This window comes from Thioalkalivibrio sp. XN279, assembly GCF_011089885.1.
GTDB lineage: Bacteria > Pseudomonadota > Gammaproteobacteria > Steroidobacterales > XN24 > XN24.
Genome location: NZ_JAANBD010000028.1, coordinates 288,590 through 306,781 on the forward strand (window position 1 = coordinate 288,590; position 18,192 = coordinate 306,781).

At 70.0% G+C, this 18,192-nt stretch carries 15 protein-coding genes and 2 tRNA genes; 9 read left to right on the forward strand and 8 right to left on the reverse strand.

Annotated features, from left to right (window positions below; all coding sequences use genetic code 11):
- Positions 1–213: 213 nt before the first annotated feature.
- Positions 214–2,280 carry a PQQ-dependent sugar dehydrogenase gene (locus tag G8346_RS10955; RefSeq protein WP_166051152.1) on the forward strand — a complete coding sequence of 689 codons (2,067 nt, stop codon included), beginning with the start codon at positions 214–216 and terminating at the stop codon, positions 2,278–2,280.
- Here G8346_RS10955 and dnaQ read toward each other — a convergent pair.
- From dnaQ to G8346_RS14840, 3 genes are read right to left on the reverse strand one after another with little or no spacing between them, the layout of a single operon-like run.
- Positions 2,277–3,014, reverse strand: coding sequence for a DNA polymerase III subunit epsilon (dnaQ, locus tag G8346_RS10960; protein ID WP_166051154.1), 738 nt, complete (start codon positions 3,012–3,014; stop codon positions 2,277–2,279). The genes G8346_RS10955 and dnaQ overlap by 4 nt on opposite strands.
- Positions 3,011–3,466, reverse strand: a complete 456-nt coding sequence (gene rnhA, locus G8346_RS14835) for a ribonuclease HI (protein ID WP_240901435.1) — start codon at positions 3,464–3,466, stop codon at positions 3,011–3,013. The genes dnaQ and rnhA overlap by 4 nt, the downstream gene beginning before the upstream one ends.
- Complete coding sequence (locus tag G8346_RS14840; protein WP_166051158.1) at positions 3,463–4,167, reverse strand: class I SAM-dependent methyltransferase; 705 nt, start codon at positions 4,165–4,167, stop codon at positions 3,463–3,465. The genes rnhA and G8346_RS14840 overlap by 4 nt, the downstream gene beginning before the upstream one ends.
- 88 nt (positions 4,168–4,255) lie before the next feature.
- Here G8346_RS14840 and gloB point away from each other — a divergent pair, with 88 nt between their 5' ends.
- From gloB to G8346_RS10990, 4 genes are read left to right on the forward strand one after another with little or no spacing between them, the layout of a single operon-like run.
- Positions 4,256–5,029, forward strand: a complete 774-nt coding sequence (gene gloB, locus G8346_RS10975) for a hydroxyacylglutathione hydrolase (protein WP_166051160.1) — start codon at positions 4,256–4,258, stop codon at positions 5,027–5,029.
- 14 nt (positions 5,030–5,043) lie between these two features.
- A complete protein-coding gene (locus G8346_RS10980) occupies positions 5,044–6,729 on the forward strand; it encodes a LysM peptidoglycan-binding domain-containing protein (RefSeq protein ID WP_370520604.1) in 1,686 nt (561 codons plus the stop codon).
- A gap of 52 nt (positions 6,730–6,781) precedes the next feature.
- Positions 6,782–7,570 (forward strand): enoyl-ACP reductase, encoded by a 789-nt coding sequence (locus G8346_RS10985; RefSeq protein ID WP_166051162.1) that lies wholly within the window; start codon positions 6,782–6,784, stop codon positions 7,568–7,570.
- 11 nt (positions 7,571–7,581) lie between these two features.
- A complete protein-coding gene (locus tag G8346_RS10990; protein ID WP_166051164.1) occupies positions 7,582–8,415 on the forward strand; it encodes an FkbM family methyltransferase in 834 nt (277 codons plus the stop codon).
- Positions 8,416–8,422: 7 nt separating this feature from the next.
- Here G8346_RS10990 and G8346_RS10995 read toward each other — a convergent pair whose 3' ends face one another.
- The 5 genes from G8346_RS10995 to G8346_RS11015 form a co-directional block, all read right to left on the reverse strand.
- A complete protein-coding gene (locus tag G8346_RS10995) occupies positions 8,423–9,727 on the reverse strand; it encodes a dicarboxylate/amino acid:cation symporter (RefSeq protein WP_166051167.1) in 1,305 nt (434 codons plus the stop codon).
- Between the two features lie 4 nt (positions 9,728–9,731).
- Entirely contained in the window at positions 9,732–11,612 is a 1,881-nt protein-coding gene (locus tag G8346_RS11000) for a SurA N-terminal domain-containing protein (RefSeq protein ID WP_166051169.1), read from the reverse strand.
- 81 nt (positions 11,613–11,693) lie between these two features.
- Positions 11,694–11,770 (reverse strand) — tRNA-Asp (locus G8346_RS11005).
- 11 nt (positions 11,771–11,781) lie between these two features.
- Positions 11,782–11,857, reverse strand: a tRNA-Val gene (locus G8346_RS11010).
- Positions 11,858–11,877: 20 nt separating this feature from the next.
- Entirely contained in the window at positions 11,878–12,150 is a 273-nt protein-coding gene (locus G8346_RS11015; protein WP_166051171.1) for an HU family DNA-binding protein, read from the reverse strand.
- A gap of 255 nt (positions 12,151–12,405) precedes the next feature.
- On the opposite strand from G8346_RS11015, the gene G8346_RS11020 reads away from it, so the two are divergent.
- The 4 genes from G8346_RS11020 to cydC all read left to right on the forward strand — a co-directional run bounded on the left by G8346_RS11020 (position 12,406) and on the right by cydC (position 18,170).
- Positions 12,406–13,812, forward strand: a complete 1,407-nt coding sequence (locus G8346_RS11020) for a cytochrome ubiquinol oxidase subunit I (RefSeq protein WP_166051173.1) — start codon at positions 12,406–12,408, stop codon at positions 13,810–13,812.
- A gap of 2 nt (positions 13,813–13,814) precedes the next feature.
- Positions 13,815–14,822, forward strand: coding sequence for a cytochrome d ubiquinol oxidase subunit II (gene cydB, locus G8346_RS11025; protein ID WP_166051175.1), 1,008 nt, complete (start codon positions 13,815–13,817; stop codon positions 14,820–14,822).
- Positions 14,823–14,904: 82 nt separating this feature from the next.
- Positions 14,905–16,509, forward strand: coding sequence for a thiol reductant ABC exporter subunit CydD (gene cydD, locus G8346_RS11030; RefSeq protein WP_255454012.1), 1,605 nt, complete (start codon positions 14,905–14,907; stop codon positions 16,507–16,509).
- Positions 16,506–18,170, forward strand: a complete 1,665-nt coding sequence (cydC, locus tag G8346_RS11035; protein ID WP_166051178.1) for a thiol reductant ABC exporter subunit CydC — start codon at positions 16,506–16,508, stop codon at positions 18,168–18,170. Before cydD ends, cydC begins: the two co-directional genes overlap by 4 nt.
- The last annotated feature ends 22 nt before the right edge of the window (positions 18,171–18,192 follow it).

Below are 18,192 nucleotides of genomic sequence, written 5' to 3' on the forward strand. Positions count from 1 at the left end.
CCCGGCGGGATAGCCATCGCCCTGCTGCTGGCAGTGGCGATGCCCCTGTCAGGATGCGGCGGATCATCAAGCGAACCCCCGTCGGACGACAGCGGCAGTACTCCGCCGCCGCCACCTCCACCTCCTCCCCCACCACCCCCACCACCCGATGATGGCGGCGGTGACGACGGCGACCCGGATCCGGCACCGCCTCCCGGCCTGGACGCGCGGCCAGTGAATACCACCTGCATCGCGCCACCCCGCCCGGCCAGCACGCTGGCGCTTTCGGTGCAGCGCGCTTTCCCGGCCCTGAGTTTCCAGCAGCCGCTGTTCATGCTGCAGGCTCCAGGCGACGCCTCGCAGTGGTACGTACTGGAGAAGACGGGGCGTGTGCGCAGCTTCGGGAACCAGCCGGACGTATCGAGCACCCGCGTGTTCCTGGACCTTTCCGGAGTCGTCAATACCGCGTCCGAAGGCGGCCTGCTCGGTCTCGCCTTCGCACAGGATTACGCCAGCAGCCGCATCGCCTACGTTTCGTACACGCGCACGCCCCCCACCGGCGGCATGCAGTCGGTGGTCTCACGATTCCAGAGCACCGACGGCGGGCTGTCTCTGGACCCCGCATCGGAGCAAGTGCTGCTCACCATCGACCAGCCCTACAACAACCACAACGGCGGCGGCATCAGCTTCGGCCCCGACGGCTTCCTGTACATCGCCATCGGCGACGGCGGCTCCGGCGGCGACCCGCTGAACAATGCCCAGACCACGACCAACCTGCTCGGCGCCATATTGCGCATCGACGTCTCCGGCGACGGCGACTACACCGTTCCGCCCGACAATCCCTTCGCCGGCAACCCGCGCTGCGCCACCGGCGAGGGCGCGGCGGACTGTCCGGAGATTTTCGCCTGGGGCCTGCGCAACCCCTGGCGCTTCAGCTTCGATCGCGCCACGGGCCGCCTGTGGGCCGGCGACGTCGGTCAGAACGCGCGCGAGGAGATCGACATCATCGAGCGCGGCGGCAACTACGGTTGGCGTTTTCGCGAGGGTTTCGTCTGCTACAACCCCGCAACCGACTGCCCTTCCTCTGGGCTCATAGACCCTGTGCTGGACTATCCCCATAGCGAGGGAAGCTCGGTAACCGGCGGCTACGTGTATCGCGGGCCGGCGCTGCCCGAGTTCCAAGGGCGCTACCTGTTCGGCGACTTCGTCTCCGGGCGCCTGTGGGTGCTCGATGCGGATGAATCCGGACAGTATGACAAGACCTTGCTGGCACAGACCGGCCGCAACATCGCGTCCTTCGGCGAAGCGGAGGACGGTACGCTCTTCATCGTCGATTACGGCGGCGGCATCTATGCGCTGCAGGCAACGGGCGGCGGATCGACGACCACCATCCCGGAACGGCTTTCCGACACCGGCTGCGTGGCGCCCGCCGATGCCACCCAGCCTGCCGCCGGGCTGATCCCCTATCAGCCCAATGCGCCCTTCTGGTCGGACGGCGCCGAGAAGGGTCGCTGGCTCGCACTGCCGGATGGCACGCGCATCACGCTCACGGCCGAGGGGGACTTCGACTTCCCGCCGGGCGCCGTCCTAATGAAGAATTTCCGGCGGCAGGACCGGCTCATCGAGACGCGGCTGTTCATGCGCCACCCTGACGGCGTATGGGCGGGCTACACCTACGCCTGGAATGAAGCGCAGACCGACGCGACGCGGGTCATCGGCGGGGCGCTCGTCGATATCTCCGGCCGCCCCTGGCTGTTCCCGAGTGAAGCCGAGTGCCTGCAGTGCCACACGGCGGCGGCCGGCCGATCGCTCGGCCTGGAGATCGCGCAGCTCAACGGCGACTTGCTCTATCCCCAGACCGATCGCACCGCTAACCAGCTGCTCACCCTGGACGCGATCGAACTGCTCGATCCACCGTTGACTGCTGAGCCCGCTGCGCTACCAGCGCTGCCGGATCCCTTTGGCAGCGCTGCGCTGCCTGCAAGGGCGCGCGCCTACCTGCACACCAATTGCGCGGGTTGTCATCGGCCGGGCGGGCCGACGCCATCGGCCATGGACTTGCGCTATGACGTGACACTCGGTGCGACCGCCACCTGCGACGTCCCGGGCATTACCGGCAGCAACCTGGGTATCGAGGACGCTCACCTGCTGAGCCCGGGCGATCCGGGCCGCTCGCTCATCTGGCTGCGCATGGGGTTGCGCGACGCGCATGCGATGCCGCCGATCGGCAGCCTGGAAGCGGACGAAGACGGGTTGGCCCTGATCAGCGCGTGGATCGCCGGGCTGACGGGCTGCGATTAGGGCTCGACCGGGACCTCAGAGGTCGCCTGGCGCCAGATGCACGGACCACCGACCGCCTGGTCCAGCCGATCCAGCGCCGCCTCGTGCGCCGCCAGCTCCTCCTCGCTCGCGCGCTGCACCACCAGCTTCAGCCCCTTGCGGCGCACCTGCTTCGGCTTGCGTCGCCCGGTCCCGGCCGCCGTCGATTCCTCCGCCCCCAGCACCAGCTCCGCCTGCCCGCCCGTCATCACCAGGTAGACGTCGGCCAGGAGCTGGGCGTCGAGCAGGGCCCCGTGCAGCTCGCGGTTGGAGTTGTCGATCGCGAAGCGCTTGCACAACGCATCGAGGCTGTTGCGCTGCCCCGGGTGGAGCTGCCGCGCCAGCATCAGCGTATCCAGCACGCCGCAGATCTCGCCCATCGTCGGGCCGGGCGGCGCCAGCCGCGCCAGCTCGGCATCCAGGAAGCCGAGGTCGAAAGCGGCATTGTGGATCACCAGCTCCGCGCCCTGCACGAACTCGAGGAACTCCGCCGCCACTTCGGCAAAGCGCGGCTTGTCGGCGAGGAAGGTGTTCGACAGGCCGTGCACGTCCTCGGCGGCGCGATCGATCTCGCGCTCGGGGTTGAGGTATTGGTGGAACTTGCGCCCCGTGAGCCGCCGGTTCACCAGCTCCAGGCAACCGATCTCGATGATGCGGTGGCCCTCGGCCGGCTCCAGGCCGGTGGTCTCCGTGTCGAGCACGATTTGTCGCCTCATGTCCCCACGCCCTCGGCCGCCTGCAGCGCGTCGATGGCCGCGTTGGCCAGCGCGTCCGCGCGGTCGTTCTCGGGATGGCCGCTGTGCCCCTTCACCCAGTGCCAGCGCACCTCGTGGCGTGCAGCCGCCGCGTCGAGTTCCTGCCACAGGTCCTGGTTCTTGACCGGCTTGCGCCCGGCAGTGCGCCAGCCGTTGCGCTTCCAGCCGGCCATCCATTCCATGATCCCGCCGCGCAGGTACTGCGAGTCCGTGTACAGGTCGACCTCGCAGGGACGCTTCAGCGCCTCCAGCGCGCGGATCGCGGCGGTGAGCTCCATGCGGTTGTTGGTGGTGAGCGGCTCGGCGCCCATGAGCTCCATCTCGCGCTCACCGGCGCGCAGCAGCGCTCCCCAGCCCCCCGGGCCGGGATTGCCGCGACAGGCGCCGTCCGTCCACGCCTCCACCCGGCTCAAAGCCGGCTCCGCGTGGTCGGCTCGGCGAGGCCGGTGGGGATGCGTTCGGGCCGCTGCCACAGCCGGCGCAGCGGCGTCACGGCATGCACGCGCTTGATGGCCACCAGGAGGTAGCCGCCGTAGTAGCCCGGCAGCCGCCGCCCGCGATGCCGCACGCGCTCGCCCGACTCGGCGAACGCCGGGAAATAGCGCGCGCGCGTGGTGACGTCGAAGTTCAACAGCGACAGCCAGTCGCGCAGGCGCCGCTCCGAATAAAGCTGGTCGATGGTGGGCGGCCAGGCGCCGCGCGTCAGCAGCCGGCGCATGCCGAGCACGCTCCAGGGATTGAAGCCGAGCACGATGAGGCGGCCGCCGCCGGTCAGCACGCGCTCGCATTCCCGCAGCAGCTGGTGCGGCTCGCTGGAGCGCTCCAGGGTGTGCGGCAGCAGCACCGCATCCACCGAGTGGCTGGCCACCGGCAGCTGCCAGTCCTCGGCGAGGAAGCCGACACCGGGCGCCGGTTGCTCGGCGCACACGGCACGCCGGGCCGTGCCGGCCATACCGATGAACTCGTCGGCCCGGCCCCAGGCACCGACCTGCAGCAGCTGGCAGCCGAACACGCGGCGCAGCGGCTCCGCCGCGACGACATGCTCCGCCTGGCGCAGGCGCTGGCCCGCCGGGGATTCCAGCCAGTCGTCGAGTTCCATGGGGTAGATCGGCATGGCCCGAAGGATAGCCGGGGACAGCGCCCGGGGACAGTCCCCGCGGCCGCCGGTTGGGGACTGCCTCCAAACCAAATAGAATGCCCGGATGCTCAAGGTCACACCCGTCCAGGCATTCCGCGACAACTACATCTGGCTGATCCACGGCGAGGACCCGCGGCGCGTGGCCGTGGTCGATCCCGGCGATGCGGGGCCGGTGCTCAAGGCCCTGGAATCCCGGGCGCTCGAGGCCGTCGCCATCCTGCTCACGCACCATCACCCCGACCACTCCGGCGGCATTCCGGCCCTGCGCCAGGCGCTGGACATCCCGGCCTGGGGCCCGGCCACCGAACTGGTGGCGGGGGTCACGCACCCGGTCAGCGGCGGCGACCACGTCGACCTGCCGCGGCTCGGACTCAGCTTCGCCGTCATCGACATCCCCGGGCACACGGCCGGCCATATCGCCTTCTACGGCCACGGCGCACTGTTCTGCGGCGACACCCTGTTCAGCGCCGGCTGCGGCCGCGTGTTCGAGGGCACGCCGGAACAGATGCTGGGCTCGCTGGACACCCTCGCCCGCCTGCCGGACGACACCCTGGTCTACTGCGGCCACGAGTACACGCTCGCCAACCTGCGCTTCGCCCGCGCGGTCGAGCCCGGCAACGCCGAGATCGCGCAGCATGCCGAGCATGTAGCGGCGCTGCGCGAGGACGACAATCCCAGCCTGCCCTCGACCCTGGCGCTGGAGAAACGCATCAATCCCTTCCTGCGCTGCGACGAGCCGGGCGTGCAGGACGCCGCCCGACGCCATGCCGGCCACCCGCTCGCCTCGCGCATCGAGGTGTTCGCGGCCGTGCGACGCTGGAAAGACGAATTCGCCTGAGCGGAGGCCTGCCAGTGACCCGAAACCTGTTCCACCTCGCCGTCATCGCCGCCTTCGCCCTGCTCACGGCCTGCGCCACGCCGCCGGGCGACACCCGCACGGAGCCCGCCGACCCCACCGAGAGTGACGAGGCGTCCAAGCTGCCGCCCGCGGTCACCCGCGCCACGCTCGGCGCCGCCGACATCTCCGGGGACGGCAGCGCAGAGACGCCGGACACCCCGGCCGCGGCCGCAGCAGCGCCCGCTCCAGCAGCACCCGCAGCCCCGGCCGCGCCTGACGAGCTCATTGCACACCTGCGCAGCCAGTTCAGCATCCCGCCGGCGGGGCGCGCCGAAGTGCGGAAACACGCCGACTGGTACGTGCATCACTTCGACTACCTGGAGCGCGTGTTCGAGCGCGCCAGCCCCTACCTGCCGCACATCGCGGCCGAGGTGGAGGCGCGCGGCCTGCCGGGTGAGGTGGCCTTCCTGCCGGTGGTCGAGAGCGCTTTCGATCCCTTCGCCTACTCGCACGGCCGCGCCGCAGGCCTGTGGCAGATCATCCCGAGCACGGGTAAGCATTTCGGCCTGAAGCAGAACTGGTGGTACGACGGCCGCCGCGACGTGCTCGAGTCCACGCGCGTGGCGCTGGACTATCTCGAGTACCTGCATGGCCTGTTCGACGGCGACTGGCTGCTCGCGGTGGCCGCGTACAACTGCGGCCAGGGCACGGTGGCGCGCGCCATCCGCCGTAACCAGTCGCTCGGCCTGGAGACCGATTTCTGGAGCCTGAAACTGCCGGCCGAGACCCGTGTCTACGTGCCGCGCCTGCTCGGGCTGACGACCGTGCTGGCGGCGCCGGACGACCATGGTGTCACCCTGCCGGAGATCTCGCCGCAGCCTGTGTTCGCGGTGGTCGAGCTCGACGGCCAGATCGACCTGGCCGTGGCCGCGGAGCTGGCCGGCCTCGAGCTCGCCGAGCTGCAGAAACTGAATCCCGGTTTCAACCGCTGGGCCACCGACCCGGACGGCCCGCACCGGCTGCTGGTGCCGGTCGCTATGGCGGCGGATTTCCACGTCGCCATCGCCGCCCTGCCGGCGAGCGAGCACATGCGCTGGCAGCGTCATGCCGTGCGCCCGGGCGACACGCTCGGCGGCATCGCGCGACGCTACGACACCACCGTCGAGGTGCTGCAATCCGTGAACGGCCTGCCCGGCACCCGGATCCGCGCCGGTGCGCACCTCATGGTGCCGACCTCCACGCGCAGCATCGCGGACTATCCGCTCAGCGCCGACAACCGCCTTGCCGACACCCAGGCGCGCCAGCGCGCCGGCCGCGTGCGCAGCGAGCACACCGTGCGCAAGGGCGAGTCGCTGTGGTCGATCGCGCGCCGCCACGGCGTCGGCCATCGCGAGCTGGCGTCGTGGAACGGCATGGCGCCGGGCGACACGCTGTCGGTGGGACGCACACTGGTGGTCTGGCAGGCCGGTGACAAGGCTGGGACCGCCAAGGCTGCGGCCGCCAGGCCTGGCGCCGACCCGATGATCCGCCGCATCAACTACACTGTGCGCCGTGGCGACTCGCTGTACCGCATCGCGAACAACTTCCGCGTCTCGGTGGCCGACATCCGGCGCTGGAACGACCTCGACGAGCAGCGCTACCTGCAACCCGGCCAGCGGCTGGTGCTGCACGTGGATGTGACGGCGCAGTCGGGCGGCTAGTGGCAGCGGCGCGCAGACGCCGAGCGGAAAACGCACAGAGAGGAGCAACACGATGGGATTCCTGAACGGCAAGCGTGCGCTGATCGTCGGGCTGGCGAGCGAGCGCTCGATCGCCTGGGGCATTGCGCAGGCCATGCGGCGCGAGGGCGCTGACCTGGCCTTCACCTACCAGGGCGAGAAGCTCAAGCCGCGCGTCGAGGCCATGGCCGCGGAACTCGGCGGCGGCTTCACCTGCGGCATGGACGTGGCCGAGGACACCGAGATCGCCGCCGCCTTCACCGCGCTGGGCGAGCACTGGGACGGCTTCGACATCCTGGTGCACTCGGTCGGCTTCGCGCCGCGCGACCAGCTCTCGGGGCGCTTCGTCGACTCGGTGACGCGCGAAGGCTTCCAGGTGGCGCACGACATCAGCGCCTACAGCTTCGCCGCGCTCGCCAAGGCCAGCCTGCCGCTGATGCGCGGTCGCCAGGGCGCCCTGCTGACCCTGAGCTATCTCGGCGCGGTGCGCGCGGTGCCGAACTACAACGTCATGGGCCCGGCCAAGGCCAGCCTCGAGGCCAGCGTGCGCTTCCTCGCCGCCGACCTCGGCGCCGACGGCATCCGCGTCAACGGCATCTCGGCGGGACCGATCAAGACGCTCGCCGCGGCGGGCATCGGCGGCTTCCGCAAGATGCTGGGCCAGGTGGCGCGCATCGCCCCCCTGCAGCGCAACGTCACCATCGAGGACGTCGGCAACGCGGCGGCTTTCCTGTGCTCCGACCTGGCGGCGGGCATCACCGGCGAGATCCTCTACGTCGACGGCGGCTACAGCCACGTCGGCATGTCCCTGCCGGAAGACTGAGCAAAGCGTCCATGCTGCGCTCCACCGCGCTTCTCGTGCAGCGCTACGTCATGGGGCGCGAGACGGTGCTGGCCCACGCGCGCGCCTTCGGCCTCGAGCTGCGCGTCCCGGTGCGCGACGCGGCGGGCGCCGGGATCTACCTGCACGGCATGCATGCACCGGACGTCGCCGACTTCCTGGTGCGCCGGCTGCAGCTCGAGCCCGGCGAGCTCGTGTTCGACGTCGGCGCCAGCATCGGCTGGTACGCGCTGCTGCTGTCGCGACTCGCACCGCGCGGTGTGGAAATCCACGCCTTCGAGCCGGATCCCTGGGCGCGCGGGCTGTTGCAACAGAACCTGAATCACAACCGCGCGGACGACGTGGTGGTGGTGGATGCCGCCATCGGCGATGCCGCCGGCGAGGCCACGCTGCATCGCTACGGCAGCCGCCGGCGCACGCCGCTGGGTTCGCCCCGCACCGACCGGCTGCCGGTGCGCATGCTGCGGCTGGACGATTACTGCATCGAACAGGGGCTGGCGCGGCGCCCGGTCGGGCTGGTCAAGCTGGGTGTCCAGGGCTTCGAGTTCCAGGCCCTGCAGGGGGCACGCGCCACGCTGGCGCGCTGCCGCACGGTGCTGACCGAATACGCGCCGCTGCACCTGCGCCAGGCCGACGTGCATCCTGCGGGCGTGCTCGACCTGCTGGTGGAACTCGGCTTCAGCCCCGCGGTGATCGAGCCCGACGCCCTGCGGCCGGTGGAGCGCGCCGAACTGCTGCGTGACGCCAGGCCGCAGACGCTGGCCTGGACGCGGCCGGTGGCGGCCCGGCGACCGGCGACACCGGACCCGCACGCGCTGGCGATCTGAGAGCCCGCTAGCTCCTGGCCCGCTGCGGGCCGCCCTCGACCAGGACCCCTTCCTCGCCTTCCAGCTTCGCCACGATCACGGCGCAGGCGCAGTCGCCGAGGATGTTGATGGCGGTGCGCGCCATGTCGAGGATGCGGTCGAAGACGAACAACACGCCGATGGCCTCCACCGGCAGCCCGACCGCAGCGAGGATGATGGCGATCGCCACCAGCGAGGCCGAGGGAATGCCGGCCACGCCCACCGAGGTCACCAGCGCGGTGATGACGATGACGAACTGCACGCCGAAGGACAGCTCCAGGCCGTAGGCCTGGGCGATGAACATGGCGGCGACGCACTCGTACAGCGCGGTGCCGTTCATGTTCACCGTGGCGCCGAGCGGGAGCACGAAGCTCGAGGTCCGGTTGGAGACGCCGGCGCGCTTCTCCATGGCGTCCATGGTGATCGGCAGCGTGGCCGAGGACGAGGCGGTGGAGAAGGCCGTCAACAGCGCCGGGGCCGCGGCCCGGTACAGCGCCACCGGGCTCACCTTGCCCACCGTCTTGACCAGCAGGGGAATGCTGATGAGCGCATGCAGGGCCAGCGCGCCGAGCACGGTGAGGCTGAACACGACCAGCGGCCGCGCCGCGTCGAAGCCGGTCTGCGCCACCGTGCGCGCCACCAGCCCGAACACGCCGATGGGGGCGAAGGTCATCACCCACTCGGTGACCTTCATCATCACCGCGAACAGGCCGTCCCAGAAGCGGTACATGGCCTCGCTCTGCTCGTTCTCGACGCGGGTCATGAAATAGCCGAACACGATGCTGAAGAAGATCAGGCCCAGCATCTGGCCCTCGGCCGCAGCCTGGATGATGTTCGGCGGCACCATGCTCATGAACAGCCGCGCCAGCTGCCCGCCGCCGCCGCTGCCGGCCGTGGCGCCGACGCTCTCGGCCACGGCGCGCGTGCTCTCTTCCAGCGCCAGCAGGTCGCGCGCCGGCTCGCCGTCGACGATGCCCGGCTGCACCAGGTTCACCAGCACCAGCCCGATGAGGATGGCCATCAGGGTGGTGACGCCGTAGAACAGGAGCGTCTTGCCGCCGAGGCGGCCGAGGTTGCCGCCGCCGCCGATACCCGCCACGCCGACGATGATCGAGGAGACGATCAGCGGCACGATGAGCATCTTCAGCGCATTGATGAACAGCGTGCCGACGAAGTCGAACACCGAGTAGAAGGTGACCCCGAACAGGGCCCCCTGCTCGCCCGCCAGCCACCCCGCCGCGACGCCCGCGACGATCGCGATCAGGATCCGCCAGTGGAGCTGGAGCTTGCCCACCTTCCTACTGCAGGGCGTTCTCGAACACCGTCACTTCCGCGCGCTGGCGCATGTCCTCGAGGTAAGCCTGCAGCTCCTGCGAAGCCCGTGCCCCACGGCTGCGGTCGCGCAGCTGGCGCTGTTCCTCGGGGCGCAGCAGGTCCAGCCCGCCAGGCGTGGCCGTCAACACCCGCACCACGAACGCTGCGCTGGGGCCCTGGGTGCGGCTGATCACGGGCTCGCCGGCCGGGCGAGGCGCCGCGAAGGCTGCGCTGACCACCGCCGGCGGCGCCGTCACGTCGTCGCGCACCACGGTCAGGCCGGCGACGTGGTCGCCCGACACCGCCGCGGCGACCTCCGCCACGGGCTCGCCTGCGGCCAGCCGGGTCTCGGCCTCCGCGGCCAGCTCCGCCACCCGGGCGGCCGCACGCTCGCGGCGCAGTTCGTCCTGGATCTGCGCCGCCACGTCCTGCAGCGGGCGCTGCTCGGGCGGGTGATGGTCGCTCACGCGCAGCACCAGGACGCGGTCATCGTCGAGTTCCACCAGGCCGCTGTTCTCGCGCCGGTCGAACACGCCCTCGCTCCAGGCCGCCGCCAGCACCGCGGGCTCTGCGGCGATGCCGGCGCCGCCCTGGCGGGTCACGTCCGCCACCGTGCTGATCTCGTAGCCCAGCGCCGCCGCGGCGGGCTGCAGGCTGTCCGGGTTCTCGAAGGCGAGCGTCGCGAGCGCCTCGGCGTCATCGTAGTAACGATCTTCCGCCTGGCGACTGCGGTACTCGGCGAGCAGCTCCTCGCGCGCTTCCTCGAAGCTCGCGCCGCCGCTCTGCTGCATTTCGTCGAGCCGGATCAGGTGCCAGCCGAACTCCGACTGCACCGGCTCGCTCACCGTGCCGGGCTCCATGGCGAACAGCGCCGCCTCGAAGGCCGGCACCATCATGCCGCGCTCCACCCAGCCGAGATCGCCGCCCTGGCGCGCCGAGCCGGGATCCTCCGAGGCCTCCTCCGCCACCGCGGCAAAGTCCTCGCCGGCCTCGATGCGGGCGCGCAGCGCCTCGATCCGCGCCTCGGCGTCGTCGCCGGTGACGAGGATGTGCGCCGCCTTGCGGCGTTCCAGTCCGAGGAAGCGCTCGGGCTCCCGGCTCACCTCGGACTCGTAGTAGGCGCGCAGGTCTTCCTCGGACACTTCCACCTGCGCAGCCAGCGTGTCCAGCTCGACCAGGATGTACGCCAGGTCCACGGCCTCGGGCGTCATCCAGCGCTCCGGGCTCTCCTGGTAACGCGCCTCGACCTCGGCCTCGCTCACCTCGATGTCAGCCAGGAAGCGCTCCAGCGGCAGCGAAACCCACTCGATCTCGCGCAGCTCCCGCTCCAGCGCCACGCGGCGCGCCAGTTCGTCGGGGGTGATGAAACTGGACAGCACGATTGCGTCCTGCAGCTGCTGCACCTCGAGCAGGCGGCGCTGCTCGGCCTCGAACATCGAGGGCGTGTAGCCGGCGCCCGCGAGGGCGGCCCGATACGCCTCCATGCTGAACTCGCCGCCGACCCGGAAAGCCTCGTAGGACTGCACCTGCTCGGCCAGCGCTGCGTCGCTGACGCGGTAACCCGCACCGACCACGCGCTGCTGCAGGAGCTCGCGACTGACGAACTGCTCGATGACGCCGCGGCGGATCTCGTCGGCGATCTCCTCGGGGACGTCGCCGCGAAAGGCCTGCTGGAAACGCGACACCTGCTCCTGGTAGGCGCGCCGCACGGGCTCCACCGGGACCTCGGCGCCGTTGACCTTGGCGGCCATCGGGCGTGGCGTGAAGCTGAGGTCGATACCCCACACGGCGAACACGATGCCGATGGTGATGACGATGGTCCAGGCGACCCAGCCGGTGATCTTCTCTCGGATTTTCTGCAGCATGAAAGCCTCGGCTCTCCAGGCGGCCCCGGCCTGCGCCGGGAGCGGAAAATGAAAGGGCGCCACGCGGGCGCCCTTGCAAAATGGCGGAGCGGACGGGACTCGAACCCGCGACCCCCGGCGTGACAGGCCGGTATTCTAACCGACTGAACTACCGCTCCAAAACTGTGACTGGTGGGTGCTGAAGGGATCGAACCTTCGACCTTCGCCTTGTAAGGGCGACGCTCTCCCAGCTGAGCTAAGCACCCGCGCTCCCCGGGAGGGCGCGCTAGTTTACTGCGTCCTTCAGTGCTTTGCCAGCCTTGAAGCCCGGCACCTTGCTCGCAGCGATGGTGATGGTTTCGCCCGTCTTGGGGTTGCGGCCCTGGCGGGCGGCGCGCGCCTTCACCGAGAAGCTGCCGAAACCAACAATGGAAACCTGGTCGCCCTTCTTCAGCGCGCGGGTCACGGTGTCAACAAACGCCTCGACAGCCTTGGTGGCGTCGGTCTTGGTGAGGTCGGCGGCCGCAGCCACGGCATCGATCAATTCGCCCTTGTTCATCAGCGTACCTTCGTGTTCTGTATGTGTGTTGTGTCCCCGGCCCCAAACTGCGAAACCCGCCGACGCGGCGGGCTGTGCGGGAGTGCGCCGTAAGAGGTCCGGTTTTATAGCAAGCGCACCGGGTGAGGTCAATTAAACCATGGTTTCGATACCGTGCCGCGGTGCGCAAAACACGCCGCGCAACCGTAAAAACCGAAACGCGATCAAAGCCGAATTTCCGTATCATGGACCAGTTCTAAATTCGAGGATGGAATCATGGAGCTCGACCCCCTCTTCCTGTCGCGCGTGCAATTCGCGTTCGTCGTCTCCTTCCACGCCATCTTCCCGGTGTTTTCCATCGGGCTCGCGGCCTACATCGCCGTACTGGAAGGTATCTATTACAAGACCGACGATCCGTCGTGGCTGAAGCTGTCCAAGTTCTGGACCAAGGTCTTCGCCATCGTGTTCGGCATGGGCGTGGTCTCGGGCATCGTCATGGCCTTCCAGTTCGGCACCAACTGGAGCAACTACTCCTACGCTGCATCGAACTTCATCGGGCCGCTCCTCGCCTACGAGGTGGTGACGGCCTTCTTCCTCGAAGCGACCTTCCTCGGCGTGCTGCTCTTCGGGCGGGACAAGGTGCCGCGCGGCCTGCACCTGTTCGCCGCCTGCATGGTGGCCATCGGCACGACGATTTCCTCCTTCTGGATCCTCTCCGCCAACAGCTGGATGCAGACGCCCGCGGGCGTGGAAATGGTCGACGGCATGATCCACATGACCTCGTGGACCCAGGCCATTTTCAATTCGTCCTTCCCCTACCGTTTCGCGCACTTCCTGCTGGCCTCCTTCATCACCGGCGGCTTCGTGGTCGCCGGCGTGAGCGCGTGGTACCTGCTGCACGGCCGCCACGGCGACATCGCCGAGAAGGCCTTGAAGATGTGCGTGATCATGCTGGCTGTGGCCACGCCGCTGCAGCTGCTCTCGGGCGACATGCATGGGCTGAACACCCTCGAGGAGCAGCCGGTCAAAGTGGCGGCGATGGAAGGCAACTGGGAGACCGGGCCCAACATCCCGCTGCTGCTGTTCGCAATCCCGGACATGGCGAACGAGACCAACCACTTCGAGATCGGGATCCCCAACGGGGCCAGCCTGATCCTCAAGCACAGCGCGGACGGCGTGGTGCCGGGCCTGAAGTCGGTGCCACCAGAGGAACGGCCGCCGGTGGGCGTGACCTTCTGGAGTTTCCGCGTCATGGTGGCCATCGGCATGCTGATGATCGCCGTGTCGCTATGGGGCGCGGTGCAGCTCTATCGGCGCAAGCTCTATGAGTCGACGCTGCTCCTTAAGATCCTCAGCTGGATGATTCCGTTGCCGTTCCTGGCCGTGATTGCGGGCTGGTTCGTGACCGAGATCGGACGCCAGCCCTGGATCATCTACGGCATGATGACCGTCGGCGAAGGACTGACCCCGTCGCTCACCGGCTGGATGGCGCTGACCACCCTGATCGGTTACTTCGCCGTCTATGCGGTGGTGTTCGCCTCCGGCCTGTACTACCTGCGCAAAGTCATCATGGCGGGCCCGGACCCGGTCGAGGAATCACACGAACGCATCACCGGCACGCCGAAGCGGCCTTGGTCCGCGGTGGATGGCAAGTTCGAAGCAGCCGGCACGACAGGGAGCTGAACATGGAACTGATCGACCTGACGCTCGTGTGGGTGGCGCTGATTGGGTTCGGCGTCTTCATGTACGTCCTGATGGACGGCTTCGACCTCGGCGTAGGCATCCTTTTCCCCTTTGCCCCCGGCGAAGAGTCGCGCGACCTGATGATGAACTCGGTCGCGCCGGTGTGGGACGGCAACGAGACCTGGCTGATCCTCGGCGGCGCCGGCCTGCTGGCGGCGTTCCCGATGATCTACTCGGTGTTCCTGCCGGCGCTGTACATCGGCGTGTTCCTGCTGCTGGCGGGCCTGATCTTCCGCGGCATCGCCTTCGAGTTCCGTTTCAAGGCGACCACCGGCAAGAAGTGGTGGAACATCTCCTTCTTCGGCGGCTCGACCGTGGCGTCCTTCGCCCAGGGCGCGGTGATCGGCAGCTACGTGCAGGGTTTCAACGTGGTCGACGGCCGCTATGTCGGCGGCGCTTTCGACTGGCTGACGCCCTTCACGCTGATGACCGGACTCGGCGTGGTGGCGGGCTATGCCCTGCTGGGCGTGACCTGGACCATCATGAAGACCGAGGGCAAGACGCAGGACTGGGCCTTCAGGCTGGCGCCCAAGCTGCTCGCCGTGGTGCTGGTGTTCTTCGTGCTGGTGAGCGCCTGGACCCCGATGACAAACGAACGCGTGATGTCGCGCTGGTTCGACCACGTCAACTGGCTGTGGCTGTTCCCCGCGCTGACCCTCGCCTTCGCCGCCTGGGTGTTCTACAAGCTGAAGCAGCGCGCGGACATTGCGCCCTTCATCGGCTCCATGATCCTGTTCTCGATGTTCTACCTCGGGATCCTGATCTCCATGTGGCCGCTGGCCGTGCCGCCCAACTACACCTTCTGGGACGCCGCCTCGGACCCGGGCAGCCAGCTGTTCCTGCTGATCGGCTTCCTGTTCCTGATCCCGATCGTGCTCGGCTACACCGCCTGGACGTACTGGGTGTTCCGCGGCAAGGTCGGCCGCGGAGCCGGTTACGCTGGCCACTGAGCCGGCGCCCGGCGCCGCCCCAGGTCCGGGTGACTGGCTGAAAACGCGGGCGCCGGCCTGGCTGGCGCCCGCTTCGTTTGCGCTGGCCGTCACCGAGGCCGCCTGCGTGCTCGCCCAGGCGTGGCTGCTGGCCTGGATCCTGTCGCAGGCCATCGTCCACGGCGCCGCGCTGGCGACCCTCGCGCTGCCGCTCGCCGGCCTGCTCGCCGCGTTCATCCTGCGCGCGCTCATCGGCGGCGTGCGCGGAATGATCGCCGCGCGCGCTTCCGGCGCCGTGCGCCAGGCACTGCGCGGCGAGCTGTTCACGCGCATGGTGGACGCCGGGCCGCTGCTGAAGGGGCGGCGCGGCACCGGCGCCTTGTCCACCGTGCTGATCGAGCAGGTGGAGACGCTCGATCCCTTCTACGCCCGTTTCATGCCGCAAATGATCACGGTGCGCGTGGTCCCCGTGGCCATCCTGGTGGCCGTGGCCTGGGCCGACTGGCTGGCAGGCCTGCTGCTGCTGCTGAGCGCGCCGCTGATCCCGGGCTTCATGATTCTCATCGGCTGGGGCGCGGAACAGGTCAGTCGCGAGCAACAGGCGGCACTGGCCCGGCTCGGCGGCATCTTCTTCGACCGCCTGCGCGGGCTGGACGTGCTGCGCCGCTTCGGCGCCGAACAGCGCGAGGCCAGGCGCATTGCCGATTTCACCGAGGATTTCCGCGCCCGCACCATGCAGGTGCTGCGCGTCGCCTTCCTCTCCTCCGCGGTGCTGGAGTTCTTCAGCTCGGTGGCGATTGCCATGCTCGCCATCTACATCGGCTTCGGCCTGCTGGGCTTCGTCACGCTCGGCCCCGCGGAAAACCTCACCCTGTTTTCCGGCCTGTTCGTGCTGCTGCTGGCGCCGGAGTTCTACAACCCGCTGCGCACCCTGGCCCAGCACTGGCACGACCGCGCCGGCGCGCTCGCCGCGGCGCGCAGCATTCGCGAGGTGCTGGCCACGCCGCCGGCGCGCGCTGAGCCTGCCGCGCCGGCTGCACGGGTCCCGGCGGCCGCGTGCCGGGTGCGCGTGCACGGCGTGGAGCTGGCGCTGCCCGGGCGGCCGCCGCTGTTCCAGGACCTGTCACTCGAGGCAGCGGCCGGCGAGAAGCTGGTGCTCTACGGTCCCAGCGGCTGCGGCAAGTCCACGCTGCTGGGCATCATCGGCGGCTTCCTGGCGCCGGACGCGGGCGAAGTCCACTACGACGAGGTCCCGGTGGCCGCCCTCACGCGCGGCCAGCTCAGCGCGCTGCGCGGCTACCTCGGCCAGCAGCCGTTCCTGTTCGCCGGCAGCATCCGCGAGAACATCACGCTGGACCGGCCGGCGGATGCGGCGGCGCTCGAGCGCGCCCTGGCGCTCGCCGGCCTGGCGAGCTTCCTCGCCGGCCTCCCGGGCGGCCTGGACACCCGCCTCGGGCAGGACGGGCTGGGCGTCTCCGGGGGCCAGGCGCGACGTATCGCGCTGGCGCGCGTGCTGTTGCGGCCGGGGCCGTTGCTGCTGCTGGACGAGCCCACGTCGAGCCTGGACGCGGACACCGAGCGGCGTTTCTGGGCCGACCTCGACCGCGCGCTGGCGGTACAGCCCATGACCGTGGTGTGCGCCAGCCACAGCCCGCTGGCGCTGGCCTGGGCCGACCGCGCCGTGGCCCTCGGGGAGGCGTCCGCATGAGCAGCCGCCCGACTCCGGACCGCCTGCCTCTCGGCCGCCTGCTGGCGCGGCGGCGCGGCTGGCTCATCGCCGGCCTGGCGCTGATCCTGCTCAGCCTGTTCGCCGGCGTCGCCCTGCTGGCGCTGTCGGGCTGGTTCATCACCGCCAGCGCCCTGGCGGGCCTGGGTGTCATCGCCACGCTGGATATCTTCGCCCCCGGCGCCGGGATCCGCCTCGCCGCCATCACCCGCACGGTGGCGCGTTACGGCGAACGGCTGGTCACGCACGAGGCCACGTTCCGCCTCTTGGCCGACCTGCGCCTGGCGTTGTTCGAGCGCCTGCTGCGCCTGGACGAGGTGCAGCTGCGCGGGCTGCAGCGCGGCGACACGCTGAACCGCCTCACCGCCGACGTCGACACCCTCGACCACCTGTTCCTCGGCGTCATCGGGCCGGGCGTGTCGGCGTTCCTGCTCACGCTCCTTGCTGCCCTGCTGGCGGCGCTGTGGGTGGATCCGGGTGTTGCCCTGGCCGTGGCGCTGGTGCTGCTGGCGGCCAACCCGCTGGTCGCCGAGCTGGCGCGACGCCGGGGCCTGGCCGCAAGCCGCGGCCTGGTCGCGGCCCTGCCCGGGCTGCGGCGCCAGGCCGGCGACGGGCTGGAAGGCCTGCAGGAACTGGTGGCCTTCGATCTCGGCGACGTGCAACGACAGGCGCTCGAGACGCGCTCTGCGCACATGATCAGCCTGCAGGAGCGCCTGCAGCGGCTGGATGCCGCCAGCCAGGCCGGCGTTACGCTGGCCGGCTTCGGCGCCACCTGGCTGGCGCTGGTGCTGGGGCTGGCGCTGCTGCAGGCCGGGACCATCAGCGGGCCGGTGCTCGGGCTGCTGGTGCTCGGCGTGCTCGCCCTGGGCGAGGCCTGGCAACCCCTGCCGGCGGCATGGCGCCGCCTGGAGCAGTGCCGCGGCGCCGCGCAGCGCCTGGGCGAAAGCTGGGGCCAGTCCCCGATGCTCGCCGTCGCAGACGAAGCGCTCGCGCCCCACGGCCGCCGCCTGTCGCTGCAGGCCGTCACCTTCGGCTATCGCGCCGACCTGCCGCCGGTGCTGCAGAACTTGTCGCTGGAAATCGACGCCGGGGAACGCATCGCCGTGGTCGGGCCCAGCGGCGCCGGCAAGAGCACGCTGGCCATGCTGTTGATGCGCCAGCTCGATCCGGACGCCGGCACGGTGCGGCTCGAAGGCGTGGACCTGCGGCAGCTCGACCCGGACGGGCTCAGGCGGCACATCGGCCTCCTGGCGCAGCGCCCCGTGCTGTTTCGCGACACCTTGGCGGAGAACCTGCGCATCGCCCGGCCCGGGGCCGGCGACGGGGAACTGATGCACGCGCTGGAAATCGCCGGTCTCGGCGGCTTCGTCTCCGGCCTGGAACACGGTCTGGATACCTGGATCGACGAGGCCGGCAGCAACCTCTCGGGCGGCGAGGCGCGGCGCGTGTCGCTGGCGCGGCTGGTGCTGACCGACTGCCCGGTGGTGATCCTGGACGAGCCGACCACGGGCCTCGACGCCGCCACCGCGCAGGGGCTGGCACAGACCCTGGACCGCTGGCTGCAGGGACGGACCGCGGTGATGATCACCCACGACCCGGAGCTGCTGCCGCGCTACGACCGGGTCTTGCGGGTCGGCGCCTGAACACGCGCCCATGAAAAAGGGG

Excerpts from the sequence above, each read along its gene's own strand:
- dnaQ (WP_166051154.1), bottom strand. The coding sequence starts at position 3,014 with ATGAGGCGACAAATCGTGCTCGACACGGAGACCACCGGCCTGGAGCCG.
- G8346_RS14840 (WP_166051158.1), bottom strand. The coding sequence starts at position 4,167 with ATGCCGATCTACCCCATGGAACTCGACGACTGGCTGGAATCCCCGGCG.
- gloB (WP_166051160.1), top strand. The coding sequence starts at position 4,256 with ATGCTCAAGGTCACACCCGTCCAGGCATTCCGCGACAACTACATCTGG.
- G8346_RS10985 (WP_166051162.1), top strand. The coding sequence starts at position 6,782 with ATGGGATTCCTGAACGGCAAGCGTGCGCTGATCGTCGGGCTGGCGAGC.
- G8346_RS10990 (WP_166051164.1), top strand. The coding sequence starts at position 7,582 with ATGCTGCGCTCCACCGCGCTTCTCGTGCAGCGCTACGTCATGGGGCGC.
- G8346_RS11000 (WP_166051169.1), bottom strand. The coding sequence starts at position 11,612 with ATGCTGCAGAAAATCCGAGAGAAGATCACCGGCTGGGTCGCCTGGACC.
- G8346_RS11015 (WP_166051171.1), bottom strand. The coding sequence starts at position 12,150 with ATGAACAAGGGCGAATTGATCGATGCCGTGGCTGCGGCCGCCGACCTC.
- G8346_RS11020 (WP_166051173.1), top strand. The coding sequence starts at position 12,406 with ATGGAGCTCGACCCCCTCTTCCTGTCGCGCGTGCAATTCGCGTTCGTC.
- cydB (WP_166051175.1), top strand. The coding sequence starts at position 13,815 with ATGGAACTGATCGACCTGACGCTCGTGTGGGTGGCGCTGATTGGGTTC.
- cydC (WP_166051178.1), top strand. The coding sequence starts at position 16,506 with ATGAGCAGCCGCCCGACTCCGGACCGCCTGCCTCTCGGCCGCCTGCTG.